Annotated in this window: 17 protein-coding genes; 4 read left to right on the plus strand and 13 right to left on the minus strand. The window is 71.8% G+C overall.

From position 1 onward, the window contains the following. Positions 1–11: 11 nt before the first annotated feature. From ACQPY0_RS48950 to ACQPY0_RS48990, 9 genes are all read right to left on the minus strand, one after another. The gene (locus ACQPY0_RS48950; RefSeq protein ID WP_432977378.1) at positions 12–827 is read right to left on the minus strand and encodes a hypothetical protein; all 816 of its coding nucleotides are present in this window, start codon (positions 825–827) and stop codon (positions 12–14) included. A 78-nt stretch (positions 828–905) separates the two neighbouring features. Next, on the minus strand, positions 906–1,943 hold the full coding sequence (locus tag ACQPY0_RS48955; protein ID WP_432977381.1) for an acyltransferase family protein: 1,038 nt from the start codon (positions 1,941–1,943) through the stop codon (positions 906–908). Between the two features lie 119 nt (positions 1,944–2,062). After that, complete coding sequence (locus ACQPY0_RS48960; protein ID WP_432977384.1) at positions 2,063–2,557, minus strand: DsbA family protein; 495 nt, start codon at positions 2,555–2,557, stop codon at positions 2,063–2,065. Positions 2,558–2,618: 61 nt separating this feature from the next. Continuing rightward, positions 2,619–3,806, minus strand: a complete 1,188-nt coding sequence (gene tuf / locus ACQPY0_RS48965; RefSeq protein WP_432977387.1) for an elongation factor Tu — start codon at positions 3,804–3,806, stop codon at positions 2,619–2,621. A gap of 758 nt (positions 3,807–4,564) precedes the next feature. Beyond that, complete coding sequence (locus ACQPY0_RS48970; RefSeq protein ID WP_432977390.1) at positions 4,565–5,650, minus strand: FHA domain-containing protein; 1,086 nt, start codon at positions 5,648–5,650, stop codon at positions 4,565–4,567. A 341-nt stretch (positions 5,651–5,991) separates the two neighbouring features. Further along, a complete protein-coding gene (locus ACQPY0_RS48975; protein WP_432977393.1) occupies positions 5,992–6,492 on the minus strand; it encodes a DUF2199 domain-containing protein in 501 nt (166 codons plus the stop codon). A gap of 29 nt (positions 6,493–6,521) precedes the next feature. Continuing rightward, positions 6,522–7,325 carry a pyrroline-5-carboxylate reductase gene (gene proC / locus ACQPY0_RS48980; RefSeq protein ID WP_432977396.1) on the minus strand — a complete coding sequence of 268 codons (804 nt, stop codon included), beginning with the start codon at positions 7,323–7,325 and terminating at the stop codon, positions 6,522–6,524. A 154-nt stretch (positions 7,326–7,479) separates the two neighbouring features. Then, entirely contained in the window at positions 7,480–8,508 is a 1,029-nt protein-coding gene (locus tag ACQPY0_RS48985) for a 6-phosphofructokinase (RefSeq protein WP_432977399.1), read from the minus strand. Positions 8,509–8,628: 120 nt separating this feature from the next. Continuing rightward, a complete protein-coding gene (locus ACQPY0_RS48990; RefSeq protein WP_432977402.1) occupies positions 8,629–9,267 on the minus strand; it encodes a MerR family transcriptional regulator in 639 nt (212 codons plus the stop codon). Between the two features lie 87 nt (positions 9,268–9,354). Here ACQPY0_RS48990 and ACQPY0_RS48995 point away from each other — a divergent pair, with 87 nt between their 5' ends. Continuing rightward, positions 9,355–10,305: a hypothetical protein gene (locus ACQPY0_RS48995; RefSeq protein ID WP_432977405.1), complete on the plus strand. Its 951-nt coding sequence runs from the start codon at positions 9,355–9,357 to the stop codon at positions 10,303–10,305. Beyond that, on the plus strand, positions 10,302–10,724 hold the full coding sequence (locus tag ACQPY0_RS49000) for an ABA4-like family protein (protein WP_432977408.1): 423 nt from the start codon (positions 10,302–10,304) through the stop codon (positions 10,722–10,724). Before ACQPY0_RS48995 ends, ACQPY0_RS49000 begins: the two co-directional genes overlap by 4 nt. On the opposite strand, the gene ACQPY0_RS49005 is transcribed toward ACQPY0_RS49000, so the two are convergent. Further along, the gene (locus ACQPY0_RS49005) at positions 10,690–11,205 is read right to left on the minus strand and encodes a polyadenylate-specific 3'-exoribonuclease AS (protein ID WP_432977411.1); all 516 of its coding nucleotides are present in this window, start codon (positions 11,203–11,205) and stop codon (positions 10,690–10,692) included. The genes ACQPY0_RS49000 and ACQPY0_RS49005 overlap by 35 nt on opposite strands. 432 nt (positions 11,206–11,637) lie before the next feature. Here ACQPY0_RS49005 and ACQPY0_RS49010 point away from each other — a divergent pair, with 432 nt between their 5' ends. After that, entirely contained in the window at positions 11,638–12,330 is a 693-nt protein-coding gene (locus tag ACQPY0_RS49010) for a Crp/Fnr family transcriptional regulator (protein ID WP_432977414.1), read from the plus strand. A 114-nt stretch (positions 12,331–12,444) separates the two neighbouring features. Then, on the plus strand, positions 12,445–16,038 hold the full coding sequence (locus tag ACQPY0_RS49015) for an ATP-binding protein (RefSeq protein WP_432977417.1): 3,594 nt from the start codon (positions 12,445–12,447) through the stop codon (positions 16,036–16,038). Between the two features lie 37 nt (positions 16,039–16,075). Here ACQPY0_RS49015 and ACQPY0_RS49020 read toward each other — a convergent pair whose 3' ends face one another. The 3 genes from ACQPY0_RS49020 to ACQPY0_RS49030 form a co-directional block, all read right to left on the minus strand. Further along, positions 16,076–17,143 carry an alpha/beta hydrolase family protein gene (locus ACQPY0_RS49020; protein WP_432977420.1) on the minus strand — a complete coding sequence of 356 codons (1,068 nt, stop codon included), beginning with the start codon at positions 17,141–17,143 and terminating at the stop codon, positions 16,076–16,078. Further along, complete coding sequence (locus tag ACQPY0_RS49025; protein WP_432977422.1) at positions 17,140–17,493, minus strand: hypothetical protein; 354 nt, start codon at positions 17,491–17,493, stop codon at positions 17,140–17,142. The genes ACQPY0_RS49020 and ACQPY0_RS49025 overlap by 4 nt, the downstream gene beginning before the upstream one ends. Positions 17,494–17,607: 114 nt before the next feature. Then, on the minus strand, positions 17,608–17,991 hold the full coding sequence (locus ACQPY0_RS49030) for a TetR/AcrR family transcriptional regulator (RefSeq protein ID WP_432977425.1): 384 nt from the start codon (positions 17,989–17,991) through the stop codon (positions 17,608–17,610). Between the last annotated feature and the right edge of the window lie 77 nt (positions 17,992–18,068).

The following is an 18,068-nucleotide window of genomic DNA, read 5'->3' on the forward strand; positions in this document are numbered from 1 at the left end:
GAAGCGGTGGTTCAGCTCGCGGTGGCTCTGCGCATGCGCTGCAGCCGGGCGCCGAACAGCGCCTCGGCGCCGTCGAGCCGGTCCTGGGCGCGGGTGGCGGCCGCGGCGCGGTCCGCGGTGTCGCTGTCCTGGTGAACGTCGAGCTCGGCCTGGGCCTGGGCGGCGACGGTCGCGGGATCGGCGCCGCCGCTCGGCGAGGCGGCGCCCGGGATGCCGGCTGCGAAGCGCCACAGCAGCCGGCGGGCGTCGTGGGCGTCGTCGGGCAGCTGGGCCACCCGCTCGGCCACCTTGATCGCGGCGATGAGGAAGTCGACCCGGGCGCTGAGCGGGCCGACGACGCGGGTCTCCAGCGGCCAGGTGGAGATGGCCAGCAGGCCGCGCGCCGGGGAGAGCAGGTCGGCGGTGAGGGCCGGGCAGAGATAGTACGGCCGGCCGTACGGGGCGACCTTGAAGGAGCGCTCCTCGTCGCGGCGCAGGCTGGTCAGGCGCGCGGCCACGAGCTCGCCGGGGAAGAAGGCGTCGTGGACGGCGATGATGAGCTTCGGCGCGGCCGGCACGGTCAGCAGCGTCAAAGCGTGGTGGACCTGCTCCCGGATGGAGAGCATCGGGGCGGCGGGGTTCGGCCGCGCTACGGCTGGAGCGTTGTCCTCAAGCTCGGCGAGGGCCTCGTCCCAGGCCTGCTCCACCCGGCGCAGCTCCGCGCGCAGCGTCCGGGCGTGGGTGCGGTCCCCCGTGGTGGCCGCGCGGCGCAGTTCGCCGCGCAGCCGGTCGATCCGGCGTTCGAGCAGCTCGATCCGCTCGCTCGAGGCCGGAATCGATTCGGACACGAACGGCACGGTAGCCGGTTCCAGCAAGTTCCAGCAAAGACCAGTGTCGGCGTGTCGCGCTTGCGTTGTTCCGACTTCTCATGCGGGCACGGGCTGCGGCTGCTCGACCGCGCGGGACGCCCGGGCGGGTGCGGGCATCGGGATGAGCCGCGGCTTTCGCCGGGCGGCGAGGTCCTCCACCCAGCCGAGCGCCAGCACGAGTACGACCACGAGCGCCGCGACGATGCCGAGCTGGACGAAGTCGTGGTAGCCGCCCACCAGGGTGATGCCGGCCCACACGCCGACCATGCGGACGAAGGTGATGGCGGCCTCGTGCCACAGGTAGATGGTCAGTGCCCGGCGGTTGACGGCCTCGACCGCCGGCTCCGCGGCGCCGAGCGACATCGCGGCCGGCGCGGCGTTGAGCATGATGAGCAGGAAGGCGGTCGACCACAGGGTGTCGGCGACGGGCACGTCGTTCATGTCGTACCCGCGCGGGCCCGGCGCGTGGTAGAGCATCGCGAGGCCGATGCCCCCCATCACCAGGCACAGCGGCCACAGGACCTTCTTCGAGATGCGCTGCAGCATGCCGTCGTGGTGCGCGAAGCCGAGCATCCAGGCCGGGGCGTACATGAAGAAGTCGCGCACCATGCCGCCGGCGCCGTGCCCGGTCTCCCACAGCACGACCAGGACCGTGAACGGCACCAGCAGGCTCGGGATCGGCCAGCGGCGAAACGCCCACAGCAGCAGTGGCGAGGCGATGATGAACCACAGGTACGAGCGCACGTACCAGATCTGGCTGAACCAGACGCCGCCCTTCTCGGTGGTCGGCGGATCGTCGAGCGGGACGAACCACAGCAGCGTGCGCCAGCCGTGCTCCATGCCGCCCCACAGCGACATGAGCGTGACGGCGAACGCGCCGAGGACCCAGAACGGTATGACGATGCGGCGCATCCGCCGGCCGATCGCCTTGACGCCCGAACGGTCGAGCGAGGCGGCCATGAGGGAGCCACCCAGCGCGAACATCAGGCCCATAGCGGGGAAGGCAACGGTCAGCCACGCGAATCCGAGGGTGTGGTAGGTGACCACGCGGATGATCGCGACGGCTCGCAGGAGGTCTACGTACCGGTTCCGCATCCCCTACAGGTTGCCCTGCTTCCCTTAGGGGTAAGCGTCGCCCAGCTCAAAATTGGCTGTGTTTATTCTCAAAGATCGTAGAGTGCCCGAGCCGTAACCGAACGGGCAATCGAACTGGTTCACCCCCTTTTCACCTCCAATGCCCCGGTGAGCGCGCCGAAGTCGTTCGGCCCCGCGTGCATCAGGCCGTTGACGAAGAACGCCGGCGTGCTCGCGACGCCGTGCCGGCGGCCGCTGGCGAGGTCGCGCGCCACCCGTTCGTGATGGGCCCGCGTGCCGCCCGCGCCGGGCAGGCCGAAGCGCTCGGCGTAGCGGGCCAGGTCCGCGTCCTCGAGCCGGTCCTGGTGCGCGAGCAGCAGCGCGTGCATGCCCCAGAACGCGCCCGCGTCGGCGGCGGCCTCGGCCAGCAGCGCGGCGGGCATGGCGCGCGGATGCTCGTCCACGAGCGGGAAGTGCCGGAAGGCGAAACGCATCTGCTCGCCGTAGTGCAGTTGCAGCCGCTCGACGACACCGAACGCGCGGCCCGTCGCAAGGCAGGCGTAGTCGCCGTACTCCACGAGGGTGAGCGGCGCGGTGTTGCGCCCCTGAACGTGGTCCTCGTTGGTGAGCTGCATACCGGCTTCTGCCCAAATATCGGGGCGTTGCCCCTCAGGGTTTCCCCTGAGGGGCAACGACTCAGTCGAGCACCTCGGTGACGGTGCCGGCACCGACCGTGCGGCCGCCCTCGCGGATCGCGAAGCCGAGGCCGGCGTCCATCGCGACCGGCTTGCCGAGCTCGACGGTGAGGTCGACCGTGTCGCCGGGCATCACCATCGTCACCTCGCCGAGGTCCACCGAGCCCATCACGTCCGTGGTCCGGAAGTAGAACTGCGGCCGGTAGTTGGCGAAGAACGGGGTGTGCCGGCCGCCCTCCTTGGTCGTCAGCGCGTACACGTGCGCCTTGAACCGCCGGTGCGGCGCGACCGAGCCGGGCAGGGCGACGACCTGGCCACGCTGCACCTCGCCGCGGCGCACGCCACGCAGCAGCAGCGCCGCGTTGTCGCCGGCCTGCGCGGTGTCGAGCTGCTTGCCGAACATCTCCATCCCGGTGACCACGGTGGACTGGGTGGGGCCCAGCCCGACCACCTCGACGGGGGTGTTGAGCACGAGGGTGCCGCGCTCGACCGAGCCGGTGACGACGGTGCCGCGGCCGGTGATGGTGAGCACGCTCTCGATCGGCATGAGGAACGGCTCGTCGTGCACGCGCTCGGGCAGCGGCACGTACTCGTCCACCGCCTCGAGCAGGTCGGCGACCGACTGCACCCACGCGGGGTCGCCGGCCAGCGCCTTGAGCGCGGACACCCGCACGACGGGAACGTCGTCGCCGGGAAACCCGTACTCGCTCAGCAGCTCCCGCACCTCGAGCTCCACGAGGTCGAGCAGCTCCGGGTCGTCGACCGCGTCGGCCTTGTTCATGGCCACGACGAGGTACGGCACCCCGATCCGCCGCGCGAGCAGCACGTGCTCGCGGGTCTGCGGCATGACCCCGTCCACGGCGCTGACGACGAGGATGGCCCCGTCGACCTGCGCCGCCCCGGTGATCATGTTCTTGACGTAGTCCGCGTGCCCCGGCATGTCGACGTGCGCGTAGTGCCGCGTGCCCGTCTCGTACTCAACGTGCGCGATGTTGATGGTGATGCCGCGGGTGATCTCCTCCGGCGCCCGGTCGATGCCCTCGAAGCTCGTGTACCGGTTGACGTTCGGGTAGCGCTCCGCGAGCACCTTGGTGATGGCGGCGGTCAGGGTCGTCTTGCCGTGGTCGACGTGACCCATCGTGCCGATGTTGAGATGAGGCTTGTTCCTCGTGAACGCCTGCTTGGCCATCTGACACTCCACAGTGGATTTGTGGCTGGATGTGCAGAACCCTTGGCCGGGCCGTCGCTCTGCCTGCGTCCTGTTCGCAAGGGCGGTCCGGCTCGGCCGGCTCACCCTCCTCCGTCGGTTCCGCAGGATGCTGCGGGAGGAGGGTCAGCGTCGCAGGCCGGCCTCTAGCGCCGCGTCTAGCGCCTCGAACGCCAAGGCGACCGCCGAGCCGGCCAGGTGGCCGTGCTCCAGAAGGGCGGTCGTCGCGATCACGATCCGAAAGGTAGCGCGGCCATCGGGCCACGGCAACGCATTTACGCGCACCGCTGGGGCATTTACGCGCACCGCTGGGGCATTTACGCGCACCGCTGGGGCATTTACGCGCACCGCTGGGGCATTTACGCGCAGCGCTGGGGCACTTGGCGCTTGCACGTGCCGCGCCCCGCCGTTGAGGCGCCGCAGAGTGCTCGGCGTTCGAACCGCGCGGGGCGGCCGGGCGAAATGTCGGGCGCTCCGCGGCCAGGCGAAATGTCGGGCGCTCCGCAGACCGACATTTCGGATTTTTCGCCTGACGGGGCATAAGTCCGACAAGTCGCGGCGCGGAGCGCCCGACTTGTCGCGTGGAACGGTGCGCGAGTGCGGAACACAACGCGGTGCGCGGCCGCCGACGGCCGAGCGCCCGGGCGTGGCCGCGCAGGACGATGCGCGGCCACGGCGGACGCGACGCAGCGCGCCGCCGCCGCGGCCGATGCCGGATCGCGGCGGCGTTCGCGGACGGGTCAGCGCGGCGGGGGCAGGCGCAGGGCGATCGTCGGGGCGTCGGCCATGACCGAGTTCGGGGCGCCGCCCGTGGGGGCGTCCGCCGGGGGGCGGTCCGCGCGGCCGACCGTGATCTCCGGGTAGATCTCGACCTCGTCCCACTCCCCCATGGCCGCGGGCTCGCCGCGGTTGAGCTCGACCTCGCGCGGGGTTGCCGTCGGGCCGGTGCGGGCCAGGACCGCGGCGCCGTTGGTGCTCACGTCGGTGACGAGCAGCATGCCGTCGCGCAGCTCGAAGCGCAGGTGGTTGCGGCTCACGCGGCGGCTGGACTCGTCGTCGAGCCAGTTGCCGATCGTGATGCCCGCCGGGTCCTCCGGCGCGCGGCCGACGACCACCGCACGGGCGGCGGTCACGGGGAAGCGGGCGCGCACGGCACCGTTGATCCGCACCGCCAGCGGCGTCGCCGGTGGGCGGGGGCCCGCGTCCAGGAGGCGGTCGCCGTGGCGGGGGCAGATCGGGGCGCCGCTGGGCAGGGCCGGCGGGGCCTGGCCGGCGCCGGCGGCCGGCGGGCGGCCGAAGACCGGGCAGTCGCCGGCGGGGCAGCGCCAGTAGCGCTGCAGCACCGGGTGCGGGCGCGGGGTCGGGCCGGTGGACGGGGCCAGGGTCAGCTCCATGCCGCCCGGGGCGCCGGTCGTGAGGTACACCGGGCCGGGGTGGCCGGGCAGCGGGTTGCGGCTGACGACCGGGACGCCCGTGAGGTGGGCGACCTCGCGGACCCGGGCGTTGACGCGGGCGCCCGGTGGGAGCATCTCGATGAGGCCGTCGTCGGACCAGCGGCGCAGGACCATGCGCTCGTTGGAGGTGAAGTCGGTGTCGGACATCGCGCCGCGCTCGGCGACCGCGTAGAGACCGGTGTTGCCGTCGCCGAGGCGGCGGCTCAGGGAGTCGACGAACATGCCGAGGCGCAGCAGCGCGGCCGGGCGGCCGCCGTCGAGGTCGACGCTGCGCGCGGCTTCCACCAGGTCGATCACGCCGCCGGCAGCCAGCGGGTCGACGGTGAGTCGCCGCTCGATCGCGTCAAGGGCCCGGCTCGTTTCGAATCGCACCGGAACATTCTGCCTCAGGCACGGCGAGGTGCCGCGCAGCCGCCGCCGTCTGGAATCGAGCGGATCCGGGAGCCGTGCCCTGGCGCAAGCACCATTCGCCCGACATATCCGGCAAACAGCCGCAAAGCCGCCGCCGACCACCTCTGCGGTCGACGGCGGGCCTTACGCCGCGCTCTCGGCGAACCCTTGGGGGGAGGGTGGGGAAGCGCCGGGCGCGGTACACACGACGGGGGCATGGGGGGAATGCCGTTCGTCGTGAGTGCCACTCGAATGCCTGTGGTACCGACGGTAGATCACCACGGGCAGACGTCAACAGCGGTGAATGCCTGAATGAACGGATCTCAACCGCCGCAGGTCTTGGTGACCTCAAGCAGCCGATGGGCGTCGATGCCGTCGCGCTGCTCGACGGCCAGGGGATGATCGGTCGGCTCCAGCTCGACGAGCGGGCGCCGGCCCGGTTCACGAGTATGCACCCGGGTCTTGAGCCGGATGGTGTCGGGGTACCCCGGAATGTTGTTGGACAACCAGCCGAAGTACGGCTTCTCGTCGACCCGCTCGGGATCGTCCCAGCGGGAGACCGCGCGCTCGAAGTTGGCCGGGCTCAGGCTCACCCACACGTTGTACGTCAGCGCCTCGTCGAAGCCGCGCACCGGGATCTCGATCAGGCCCCGGATGAAGAAGTGCAGCTCGTCGAGGTCCGGGGCGTCGATGCAGCAGAGCTCCTCCTCGAGGAAGGACTCGCCGCCGGCCTCGGGAGCACCCCAGTAGTCCGGTGCGGAGAACGCCCACACCGCGGGGACGTCGCCGAGCTCGGTGCCGCAGCACTCGCAGACAACAGTCACCGCGGCATGGTAGACCCGCGGGGTTGATCTCAGCTCTGGGCCGCGAGCTCCCGGGCCCGGTCGCGGGCGGCCTCCAGGGCGGCCAGCAGCGCGGCGCGCACCCCGTGGTTCTCCAGCTCGCGGATGGCGTTGATGGTGGTACCGGCCGGGGAGGTCACGGCCTCGCGCAGCTTGACCGGGTGCTCCCCCGACTCGCGCAGCATCACCGCGGAGCCGATCGCGGTCTGCACGATCAGGTCGTGGGCGACCTGGCGGGGCAGGCCGAGCAGGATGCCGGCGTCGGTCATCGCCTCGACCAGGAAGTAGAAGTACGCCGGGCCGGAGCCCGACAGCGCGGTCACCGCGTCCTGCTGCGACTCCGGCACCCGGATGGTGCGCCCGAGCGGGCGGAACATCTCCTCGGCGACCGCGAGGTGCTCGGCGTCGGCGAACGGGCCGGCCGAGATCGCGGTCATGGCCTCGTCGACGAGCGCCGGGGTGTTGGTCATGACGCGCACGACCGGGGTGCCCTCGGGCAGGTACTTGGCGAAGAACGAGGTCGGCAGGCCGGCGCACATCGACACGACGAGCTTGTCCGCGGGCATCTTCGGGCCGAGGTCGGCCAGCAGGGCGCCGGCGTCCTGCGGCTTGACCGCGACGGTGAGCACGTCGGCCTCGCGCAGGGCGGTCTCGTTGTCGACGACCCGGATGCCGTACCGCTCGGTGAGCTCCTGGGCCCGCTCGGGCCGCCGCGCGGTGGCGATGAGCCGCTCGGCCGGCCAGCCCGCGCGCAGCAGGCCGCTGAGCAGGACCTCGCCGAGCTTGCCGGCGCCGAAGACCGCGATGATGCGCAACTCAGCCTCCCAGGTGGGCACGCGAACGGGACAGGTCCGCAGGTAACGATAGATCCGAAATGTCGCAGATGGGCGCCCCGCGGGAGGGGGCCGGGTTGGGCGTGGGCGCCCGGGGCCGTCGGGCGGCCCCGGGCGCTGCACGCGCGACGGGAGGTCAGGAGCCGAAGAAGACCTCGGCCTCGGTGTAGCGCTCGACCGGCACGGTCTTGAGCTCGCGGGTGGCGTCGGCGAGCGGGACGCGCACGATGTCGGTCGACTTGAGTGCGACCATCTTGCCGAAGTCGCCCTCGTGCACGGCGTCGATCGCGTGCAGGCCGAAGCGGGTGGCCAGGACCCGGTCGAACGCGGTCGGGGTGCCGCCGCGCTGGATGTGGCCGAGCACGACCGTGCGGGCCTCCTTGCCGGTCTTGGACTCCAACTGCTCGGCGAGCCACTGGCCGATGCCGCCGAGGCGGACGTGGCCGAACGCGTCGAGCTCCTGGTTGTGCAGGACCATCTGGCCGTCGAGCGGCTGGGCGCCCTCGGCGACAACGACGATCGGGCTGTATTGCGTCTGGAAGCGCTTCTCGACGTAGCCGGCGACCTGCTCGACGTCGAACTGCCGCTCGGGCAGCAGGATGACGTTCGCGCCGCCCGCGAGACCCGCGTGCAGGGCGATCCAGCCCGCGTGGCGGCCCATGACCTCGACGACGAGGGTGCGGTGGTGCGACTCGGCGGTGGTGTGCAGCCGGTCGATCGCCTCCATGGCGATGTTCACGGCGGTGTCGAAGCCGAAGGTGTAGTCGGTCGCGCCGAGGTCGTTGTCGATCGTCTTCGGCACGCCGACGACGTTGACGCCCAGGTCGGTCAGCTTGCTGGCCACGCCCAGGGTGTCCTCGCCGCCGATGGCGACGAGCGCGTCGACGCCGAGGTCGGCGAGGTTCGACTTGATCTTCTCGACGCCGCCGTCGATCTTGAACGGGTTGGTACGGGACGAGCCGAGGATGGTGCCACCGCGCGGAAGGATGCCCCGGACCTGGGCGATGCCCAGCTCGCGGGTCATGCCCTCGAGCGGACCGCGCCAACCGTCACGGAAGCCTACGAACTCGTGACCGTAGGTGGAGATCCCCTTGCGGACCACGGCACGGATGACCGCGTTGAGTCCGGGGCAGTCGCCGCCCCCGGTCAGTACGCCGATACGCATGCTTGATCTTGCCTTCCTGGTTGCGTGCTCGACCCGGCGCCGGGCGCGGTCGAGCCGGAGGTTCCCGCTCATGGCGACGCTGCCGATTCACAGCGCACTGTAGTCGCTCCAGCTGAACCCTCAGCAGTCGTCCCCGCGGATTCCGAACTTCTTCGCCGACTCGTGCTCCTGCGTCATGCGCCGCAGCGCGGCCAGCAGCGAGTCGCCGAGGATGGAGCCGACGACGGCCGCATACAGCATCCCCTCGGCTGCGCTCGCGCGCCCGACGAAGGCCAGATCGTGCGTCGCGATGGTCTCGGCGACGTCGGCGTACTGCTCCAGCAGCACCCCCACATCGGCGCCGACCTGCTCGAACGCGGCGAGCACCTCGGCCGCGGCCTGCCGGGCCGGCGCGCCCTCGCCGACCAGCCAGCCGCGCTCGTCGGCGAGCTTGTCGATGCGCACCCGCGCGGCCCGCACGCTGTCGGGGTCGACGGAGTCCTTGCCGCTGACCGAGGAGGGCAGCGCCTGGCCGAGCACCCGGTGCACGTCGGGGTCGGGATCATCCAGCGCCGCCAGCAGGTGACGGATCGTGGCGATCGGCAGCCGGCCGATGTCGAGCAGCACGCGCACGAGCCGGAGCCGCTCGACGTGGCGATCGTCATACCGGGCCTGGTTCGGGCTGGTCAGCTCGCCGGCCGGCAGCAGGCCCTCACGCAGGTAGTACTTGATCGTCGGCACGGGAACGCCGGCCTGCCGGCTCAGCTCCGCGATGCGCATGAGACTCCTTCCGACCTTGGGATGGATAGTGTACCTTGCCAATTACCAATAGCAGACAGCACCGCTATCCATCCTTGGGAGACTCCGATGCCTGTCGCTCGACTTCACCGGCCGCTCATCGTCGTGGCCGGGCTGATGGCCGTCCTGGCCCTGGCCACCCTCGTCGGGATCTTCGCCGACGACCGCACGCTGCTCGGCGTGCCGATCTGGCTCAAGCCGTTCAAGTTCTCGGTGTCGATCGCGATCTACTCCGTCACGATCGCGTGGCTGCTCCCACTGCTGGAGCGCCGCCCGCGCACGGCCTGGTGGCTCGGCACGATCATCGCCGCCGCCATGCTCATCGAGATCACGATCATCGCCGGCCAGGCGGCCCGCGGCCGACAGAGCCACTACAACGTCGCCACGGCACTGGACGGCACACTGTTCAGCATCATGGGCGCCACCATCGCCATCGCCTGGGCGGCCACCCTCATCCTGGCGGTTCTGCTGCTCATCCAGCGCCTGCCGGACCGGGCCGACGCACTGGCCGTACGCCTGGGGATCATCGTGGCCCTCGGCGGCATGGCCGTCGGCTTCCTCATGACCATGCCGACCGCGGCCCAGCTCGCCCAGGACCGCCCGTCGATCGTCGGCGCCCACGCCGTCGGCGTCGCCGACGGCGGCCCCGGCCTGCCGCTGGTCAACTGGAGCTCCACCGGCGGCGACCTGCGCGCCGGGCACTTCATCGGCATGCACGCGCTGCAGGCCCTGCCGCTGTTCGCGTTCGCCCTGGCCCTCGCGGGGCGCCGGATCGCCCGTCTGCGCGCCGACCGGGTGCGCGTGCGCCTGACCGGGGTGTTCGGGTTGCTCTACGCGGGCCTGACGGTGCTGGTCACCTGGCAGGCGCTGCGCGGGCAGTCGCTGATCCACCCCGACGCGCTGACCCTGTCCGCCGCGGCCGCGCTGCTGGTGCTCGCCGGCGCCGGGGCCGCGTGGGCCGCCACCGACGGGAAGCGCCCCTCCCCCGCCGCGGTGGCGCCCGCGGGGGTGTCCCGATGACCGAGACGCTGTTCCAGCTGGCATTTCTCGCGGCGGTACCGTTCTGGGCCCTCATGATCCTGGTCCCCGCCTGGCGCTGGAGTCACCGGGTCGCGTCCTCGCCGCTGATCGTCCTGCCGGCCCTGGTCGTCTGGGCCGTGGCGATCGCCCCGGACCTCGGCGACTTCGCGCGCGAGATGCTCAACCCGGACCTCGCCGGGGTGAGCGAGTTGCTGGGCCGCGACTCCGTGGTGGCCGCCGTGTGGGCCCAGGTGCTCGCCTGGGACCTGTTCGTCGGCCGCTGGATCTACCTCGACAGCCGCGAGCGCGGGCTGCACCCGCTGCTGATGGCCCCGATCATGGTGCTGACGATCCTGCTCTCCCCGATCGGGCTGCCGCTGTACTTCATCGTGAGGAGCTTGCGGAAGGCCCGTGCATGACCTTCCAGCGGGCCAGATTGTGCCGGGCGTCGACGAGCGCGTCGTGGCGGCCCTCCGCCACCGGCAGCTGCGGGCGCCCGGCGTCGTCCCACAGCTGGCGCAGGTCCTTGGTGAAGCGCGGGATCTCCCGGGGCAGCGCCGGCATCGAGCCCCACAGCTGCGCCAGGGCGACGTGGTCGTACGCGGCGTACCACGCCCACAGCTCCAGCTCGTCGGCCCGCCCGGCGCGCAGCGGCTCGACCAGGAATGCCAGCAGCTCCTCGCGGATCCGCTCGCGCGAGCGCCACGCCTTGTCGGCCGGTGAGGGCAGCTTGTCCAGCACGTTGCGGCGCACCCACGGCACGGCGCGGGAGTCGTCGAACTCGGTGGAGACCGCGTAGTACTCCCGTCCGTGCTCGTCCACCACGCCGATCGAGACGAGGTCGATCAGCCGACCGTCCTCGATGAACTCACAGTCGTAGAAGTACCGATAGGGCGCCACCAGCCCAATCCAACACCATCGGAACCGGCACCGTCGGCGCCGGGGTGATCACAGCGCGGCGGCCCGCGGGCGTTGAATTGATCGCTGTTGATCTCAGCCTGGCCATGCACCCCGGCCGCGGCGCAGGATCGTGCGCGCGGGCCGGGGCCATGCTCCGTCACGCTGCGGTACACCGGAGAAATCCGGAGGAACCGGAACAATCGGCGATCTCGTGGCCGGGGCGGGGGCGCGCGCACCACCCCCGCTCCCCGACGGTTCGCGAGGTGGCACTAGCCTGCCTGCGGACCATGAACGGTGCTGTCGGTGAGCCGATGCGGGGGATGTACAGACTCCGACACGCACGTCATGATCTGGTAGAAGTTCCGTACTGTCGTCGTGATCACCTAACGTGATCACGAGTCCGATCAACGCCGAACCGGGAGGGGTTTGACCGTGGAGGGTCGGCTGCCAGATCCCGGCGACGCACTGACCGGTGTGGAAATGTTCAGTGGTCTGGAGCCCGATGTGCGTCAGCGGGTCATCCAGGCGGCGGTGCCACGGACATACCGCAAAGGCCAGCTGCTGTTCGTCGAAAACGATCCGGGCGAGTCGCTCATCGTGCTCAAGCGCGGTGCTGTGATGGTGTTCCGGACGGCTCCGACCGGCGAACGCGCGGTCCTTTCCGTCGTCCGGCCCCCCGACACGCTCGGCGAGGTCTCCCTGCTCGACGGCGCGGCCCGCTCGGCCTCGGCCGAGGCGATCGAGGACTGCCAGGCCCTGGCCCTGTCCCGGCACGCGTTCATCGAGCTCGTCCACGCCAACCCGCGGATCCTCGACGCCGTCATGCGCTCGCTCGGCCTGCTCATCCGGCGGCTCACCGAGCAGAACGCCGACCACGTCTTCCTCGACCTGCCCGGCCGGGTCGCCAAGACGCTGGTCCGCCTGGCCGGCGAGACGACCGCGCCCATGGTCACCATCGAGCTCAACCAGAGCCAGCTCGCCGAGATGGCCGGCGGCTCGCGGCAGAGCGTCAACCAGGCGATCGGCTCCTTCGCCAGCCGGGGGTGGCTGCGCACCGAGGGCCGGCGCATCGTGGTGACCGACCTCGGCGCGCTGCGCCGCCGCGCGGGGATGACCGAGCGGTAGCGGGCCTTTCGTCCTGCTGTTGCTGACCGGACGGCCGGGTTCCGGGGTGCCATTTCGGACACCTGGCCGCTCCGGCTGCCGACGTGTGAGGATGGGTTCTCACAGGGCAAGGGAGTGTCGGCGATTTCCAGTCAGTGCGCACGTTGCGGCCGCCAGGCGGGCGAGGGCGACCGTTTCTGCGGTGGCTGCGGCGCCGAGCTGAGCCCACCCTGCCCGACGTGCGGGCGCACTCTCGCCCCCGACGCCGCGTTCTGCACCGGCTGCGGCACGCCGCGGGCCGACACGGCCGCGGCCCGCAACCACATCCGCGCCGAGCGGGCGACCGGCCGGGCCCCGGTGCCCGCGATCCCGCCCGCCCGCAGCGAGGACCGGCGGCGCATCAGCGTGCTGTTCGTGGACCTGATCGACTTCACGCCGTATGTGGAGCGCGCCGACCCGGAACTCGTGCGTGAGCTGCAGAAGAGCTTCTTCTCCACCGCCCGCGAGGTCATCGGGCAATACGGCGGGGTCGTGGAGAAGTACATCGGCGACGCGGTCATGGCGCTGTTCGGCGCGCCCGTGGCCACCGAGACCGACGCGGTGCGCTGCGTGCGGGCCGGCCTGGAGCTGCAGCGGGTGCTCGCCCGCTACGCCAGCACCGGCGAGGGCGAACGCGAGCTGCGCTTCCGCGTCGGCGTGGCGACCGGCGAGGCCCTGGTGGACGTGGCCGCGGCCCGCGACGGCGGCCAGGCGATCGTCGCCGGTGACGTGGTCAACACCGCCTCCCGCCTGCAGTCGCTGGCCCCGCCCGGCGGTGTGCTGGTCTGCGGCACGACGTACGCGCTGACCAAGTCCTCGATCCGCTACGAGGCCCAGCCGCCGGCCACGCTGCGCGGGCGCTCCACCCCGACCGAGGTCTGGCTGGCCCTGGCCCCGCTGCGGCGCAACCACCCCGACCGCGAGGCCGGCTCGACACCGCTGGTCAACCGCACCCACGAGCTGAGCCTGCTGGTCAACGCGCTGCACCGGGGCCTGCGCGAGCGCACACCGCAGCTGGTGACCGTGCTCGGCCACGCCGGCATCGGCAAGAGCCGGCTGGTGCACGAGCTGTTCCTGCACGCCGAGCGGCTCTTCGACGCCCCCGTCGCCTGGCGGACCGGCCGATGCCCGCCGTTCGGGGAGAACGTGACGTATGCCGCGCTGGCGGACGTCGTCAAGGCGCAGGCCGGCATCCTCGACACCGACTCGGCCGAGACGACCCGGGAGCGGCTGGACACGGCCCTGGCCGCGATCGTCGGGCCGTCCGAGGCCGAGCGGCTCGCCGACGCCCTCAGCCCGCTCGTCGGCCTGCCCGGCCCCAAGCTGGCGCCCGACGAGACCGAGTCGGCGTGGCGGCGCTTCGTCGTGGCACTGGCCGCCCACCGCCCGACCGTCCTGGTCTTCGAGGACCTGCACTGGGCCGACGAGTCGATGGTCCGGTTCGTGGAGCGGCTCGGCGCCTCGGTGCGCGACGTGCCCCTGCTGCTGCTGTGCACCGCGCGCCCGGAGCTGCTGGAGCGCAACCCGAGCTGGGCCGGGGCCGTGGCCGGGGCGGTGTCGATCACGCTGCCGCCGCTGCGCGACACCGAGATCGCCACGATGTACGCGCACCTGCTCGGGGCCGCCACGTTCCCGTCACAGTCGCTGTCCTCCCTGGTCGAGCTCGCCGACGGCAACCCGCTCTACGCGCTGGAGTACACCCGGATGCTCGCCGAGCAGGGCAACCTGCCGGCCTCCGACGCGCTCGGGCGCAAGCTGCCGATGCCCGACAGCGTCCACGCGGTCATCGCCAACCGGGTCGACCTGCTCGACGCCGCCGACCGCGCGGTGCTGCAGGCCGCGGCCGTGGTCGGGATGAACTTCTGGCCGGGCGCGGTCGGGGCGGCGATGAGCCGGCCCCCCGACGGCATCGAGCGCTCGCTGCGCCGGCTGGAGCAGCGCGACCTCATCCACGAGCAGGCGGCCTCGACGATGGAGGGGCAGACGGAGTACCGCTTCGGCCACGTCCTCGTCCGGGACGTGTGCTACCAGCGGCTGCCCCGCACCGAGCGGGTCGCCCGGCACGAGCTGACCGCCGAGTGGCTCGACGGCCTGGCCGCGGGCCGGGACACCGATCTCGCCGAGGTCGTGGCGAACCATCGCTTCACGGCGTACGAGATCGCGCGCTCCCTGGGCCTTCCCGCGACGCGCTACAGCGTCCCCGCCCGCGACGCGATGCACCGCGCCGCCCGCCGCGCCTACTCCCTGCACGCCCTGGACGCGGCGGCCGCCCACGCCGGCAAGGCCCTCGCCCTGTGCGACGCCGCCACCGACCCGCTCGAACGCCTGCGGATCGAGCAGCTCAGCACCGAGATCGCCTTCTACGCCAACCCCGAGTCGTTCCTGGCCGGCGGCGGCGCCGACCAGCTCGTCGGCCTCGCCGAGCGGCTCTACGCGGCCGGCGACCAGGCCGGCGCGGCGCGCGCGTGGACCGTCCGGGGCCAGGCCGCGTGGCTGCGCGCCGACCGCCTCGACGCCCTGTCCTGCCTCGACCGCGCCGTGGAGCTCTTCGACGAGCTGCCCGACGGCCCGCAGAAGGCCGACGCGTATGCCGAGCTGGGCCGCCTGCACATGCTGAACTTCGAGGTCGACCCGGCGGTCGCGGCGGCCAGCGCGGCCGCGGAGATCGCCGACCGGCTCGGCCTGGTCGAGGTCGCCACCGGCGCCCGGATCACCATCGGCACCGCGCTGTTCCAGGCCGGCGACCGCGCCGGCCTGGTCGAGCTGCAGTCCGCCCTGGAGGTCAGCCGCGAGCGCCGCCTGCTCTCGGAGCACCGCGCCCTGCGTAACGTGTCGTGGGCCCTGCTGGAGGACGGCGACTGGACGGCGGCGGCGGCCCTGCTGGACGACAGCCGCAACGCGGTCCCCGGCAGCCACACCCTCGCGACCGGCTACTCCGACGTCGCCCAGTCCGCCTACTTCACCGGGGACTGGCCGGCGTACGTCGCCGCCGCCGAGGCCGCGATGGCCGAGCCGGGCGCCGAGTGGGACCTGCAGGTCCAGGGCGTCCGCGCCTGGATTCGCACCCTGCGCGGCGACGACGACTCCTCCTCATCCGGCGGCCCCTCCCCCTCCGCCGACGGCGCCGCGCCGGCCGGGCACGACGACGTCGACGGGCTGGTCGCGCTGGGCCGGCGCTCCGGCTTCTATCGCCTGCAGTGGGTCGCGCTCGGCCACGGCGCCCTGTGCCGCGCGCTGCAGGGCCGCGACCGCGACGCGGAGGCGCTGATCGTCGAGCTGGCCAAGACCTGGCGCGAGGTCCGCGCGATCGCCAGCGGCGAGTGGATCGACGCCGCCGCCCACGCCGCCGTCCTCTCCGGCCGGGTCGCGATGATGGCGATCCGCGACATGCTCGCCGACGTGCCGCACCCCACCCCGTGGGTCGAGGCCGCCCTGCGCACGATCACCGGGGCGATCGCCTCCGTCGACGGCGACCACGCCCGGGCCGCCGACATGCACCTGGCCGCCGCCGAGCTCTACGGCGAGATCCCGAACAACTCGGCACGCATCCTGTCGGTGGCCTGGGCGGTGCGGGCGCTGGGGCGCGGCGGGCACGAGCAGCGCATCGAGCCGTGGCGGGCCGAGCTGGTGGCGTTCGCCGAGCAGGCCGCCACGCCGCGCCTGCTGGAGCTGGCCCTCAAACCCGCCTGACGCGCACGCTCGGGGCGTGCCTGAGTATGCAGTTCATCTACCTGGAGCGGCACCTCATGAACCGGTGCAACGCGTCGAGTGTCGCTGGGGCGAGTGCCTCCGGATTCGCCGGATCGGTCAAAAGGTGATCAACGCCGGTCAACACGATTCGGCCAGGCCCGCTGGTGTGTGCCTGGTCCAGCGCTGCTGAAAGCGCGGTGGTCATGTCGCACGGGACCTGCTTATCGGCGGTTCCGCAGGTGAGCAGGGCTGGAATCCGAGGCGGCAGCCGCTGGGCCAGCAGGGCGGGGTCGACAGCGTCGATGGTTGTCACATAGCGCTGATTAGGGCCGCCCAGCGCTTGGAAGAGTCCCGCGAGCGCGGGCGGCATGCCGGTGGTGTCGATCGGCCGGTGCGCACGGAGATCGGCCACGGCCCGATCGACGGCATACCCGATGCTGCGTTGTTGTTCCGGAGTCATCTGGCCTGCGGCGACGGCATCGGCGAGTTGGTCGTGCAGCTGCCGGGCGAGCACGTCGAGGAACCGCAATGACAAGGGCTGCAGCAACGCGACCCCGGCCGCGCGAGGCCGGGCATCGACCGCGACCTGAAGAGCCGTGAGCGCACCCTCGCTGTGCCCGATCAGCCTTACTGCTCGCGAATTGACCTCCGGTTGTCCGGCGAGCAACCGGTAGGCCGCGTCGGCCTGACGCACGAAGGCGGGATAATCAATCGTCTCGGGATGCCCGGCGTATGCTCCCAGCCCGGTGCGGCCGGTGCCGTACTTGTCGAAACGGAGGGTGACGACGCCTTCGCCTGTCAGCGCGTCGGAGAGCTTGGCCAGCGTATGCGGTGTGAGCGCGGGCGGCTGATCACCGTTACGGTCGGTGGGACCACTGCCGGGCAGCAACAACACGGCAGTAAGCTTCTGACCCTGGCGATGCGTGGGTACCGCTAGGGTGCCGTAGGTGGTGGTGCCGTCCACGATGAAACTTACTTCGCGGTTCGTGGCCGGTACTGTTTTGGCGGCGACGGGAGGTGCCAACGTTCCGGCGCAGATGATCACTGCGGCGTACCGCGCGGCTTGGCGGCCGGCTTGGCGGAGCACCTGGGCGGGTGAGGTCATCGGGCGACTGCCCGCTCGATCAGGGTGACCGTGGCGGCCGGATCGGCGACTTCCACGACCAGGCGTGAGTAGCGCTCATCGGCGAGCTGGATGACGATCGTGCGGGCACCGTCACGGACGTTCCAGAAGACACGCTCGCCGTCCTGGTGGAACGTACCAGCCGTGATCACACCGGGCAGATGCGTCCCCGGCGCCTTCGTACCCTTGGGTTCGGCGGCGATGCCCGGGTCGGCGGTGGCGCCACGGACGTTCGCCAACGGGATCACCAGGCGGCTCTTGAGCGACCACAGCTTATCCATACCTTCGATCTCCACGACGAGTTCGTCGCCGTCAATGCTGACCTTGGCCATGACATTGGTCCTTTCGCTGACCCATCGGCATCGGCCGCGGGCATGGTGGGGACAGGGACGCGAGCAGCGTCCGGCCGGGTGGGTTGGTAAGGAGATTCGACTAGCTACGAAGGGTCAGCCGGCGGCGTAGACGCTGCGCGCTGCTCGGACCAGCAGCCGCTCGCCGAGCAGCGCGCTCAACGCCGCCGGCGAGGGCTGCAGGGCCTGTTCCAGCACCTGCCAGGCCCTGGCCACGAGGACGGCCACCTCGGCGTCGACGGGTGCGCGCTCGACCGCGGCCAGCAGCAGATCAAGTGTCGGATCATTGGCGACCGTTGCTCCGGCAGCGAGGCGGTCGGCCGGCATCGGCAGCCGATACTCGAGGTACCACCGCAGGGCCGCGAGATACAGCCCTCGCTTGGAGCTGTTGCGGTGCACCCCCAATTGCTGGACGAGATCGTCGGCGGACACCCCGTCATAGACGCGACCGGCGAAAAGTGCCGCCGCCGCGGCCGTCACGGCTTCTTCGTCGAAACCCTCGGGCGTCCCATGCCGATGACTCTAGCCATGAAGGAACGATCAGTCAAGAACGACCG

The organism is Dactylosporangium sp. CA-233914, from assembly GCF_050942935.1.
In the GTDB taxonomy this organism is placed as follows: domain Bacteria; phylum Actinomycetota; class Actinomycetes; order Mycobacteriales; family Micromonosporaceae; genus Dactylosporangium.

Coding starts and splice junctions, on each gene's coding strand:
- ACQPY0_RS48955 (WP_432977381.1), bottom strand. CDS start 1,943: ATGCGGAACCGGTACGTAGACCTCCTGCGAGCCGTCGCGATCATCCGC.
- ACQPY0_RS48960 (WP_432977384.1), bottom strand. CDS start 2,557: ATGCAGCTCACCAACGAGGACCACGTTCAGGGGCGCAACACCGCGCCG.
- tuf (WP_432977387.1), bottom strand. CDS start 3,806: ATGGCCAAGCAGGCGTTCACGAGGAACAAGCCTCATCTCAACATCGGC.
- ACQPY0_RS48985 (WP_432977399.1), bottom strand. CDS start 8,508: ATGCGTATCGGCGTACTGACCGGGGGCGGCGACTGCCCCGGACTCAAC.
- ACQPY0_RS48990 (WP_432977402.1), bottom strand. CDS start 9,267: ATGCGCATCGCGGAGCTGAGCCGGCAGGCCGGCGTTCCCGTGCCGACG.
- ACQPY0_RS48995 (WP_432977405.1), top strand. CDS start 9,355: ATGCCTGTCGCTCGACTTCACCGGCCGCTCATCGTCGTGGCCGGGCTG.
- ACQPY0_RS49000 (WP_432977408.1), top strand. CDS start 10,302: ATGACCGAGACGCTGTTCCAGCTGGCATTTCTCGCGGCGGTACCGTTC.
- ACQPY0_RS49020 (WP_432977420.1), bottom strand. CDS start 17,143: ATGACCTCACCCGCCCAGGTGCTCCGCCAAGCCGGCCGCCAAGCCGCG.
- ACQPY0_RS49025 (WP_432977422.1), bottom strand. CDS start 17,493: ATGGCCAAGGTCAGCATTGACGGCGACGAACTCGTCGTGGAGATCGAA.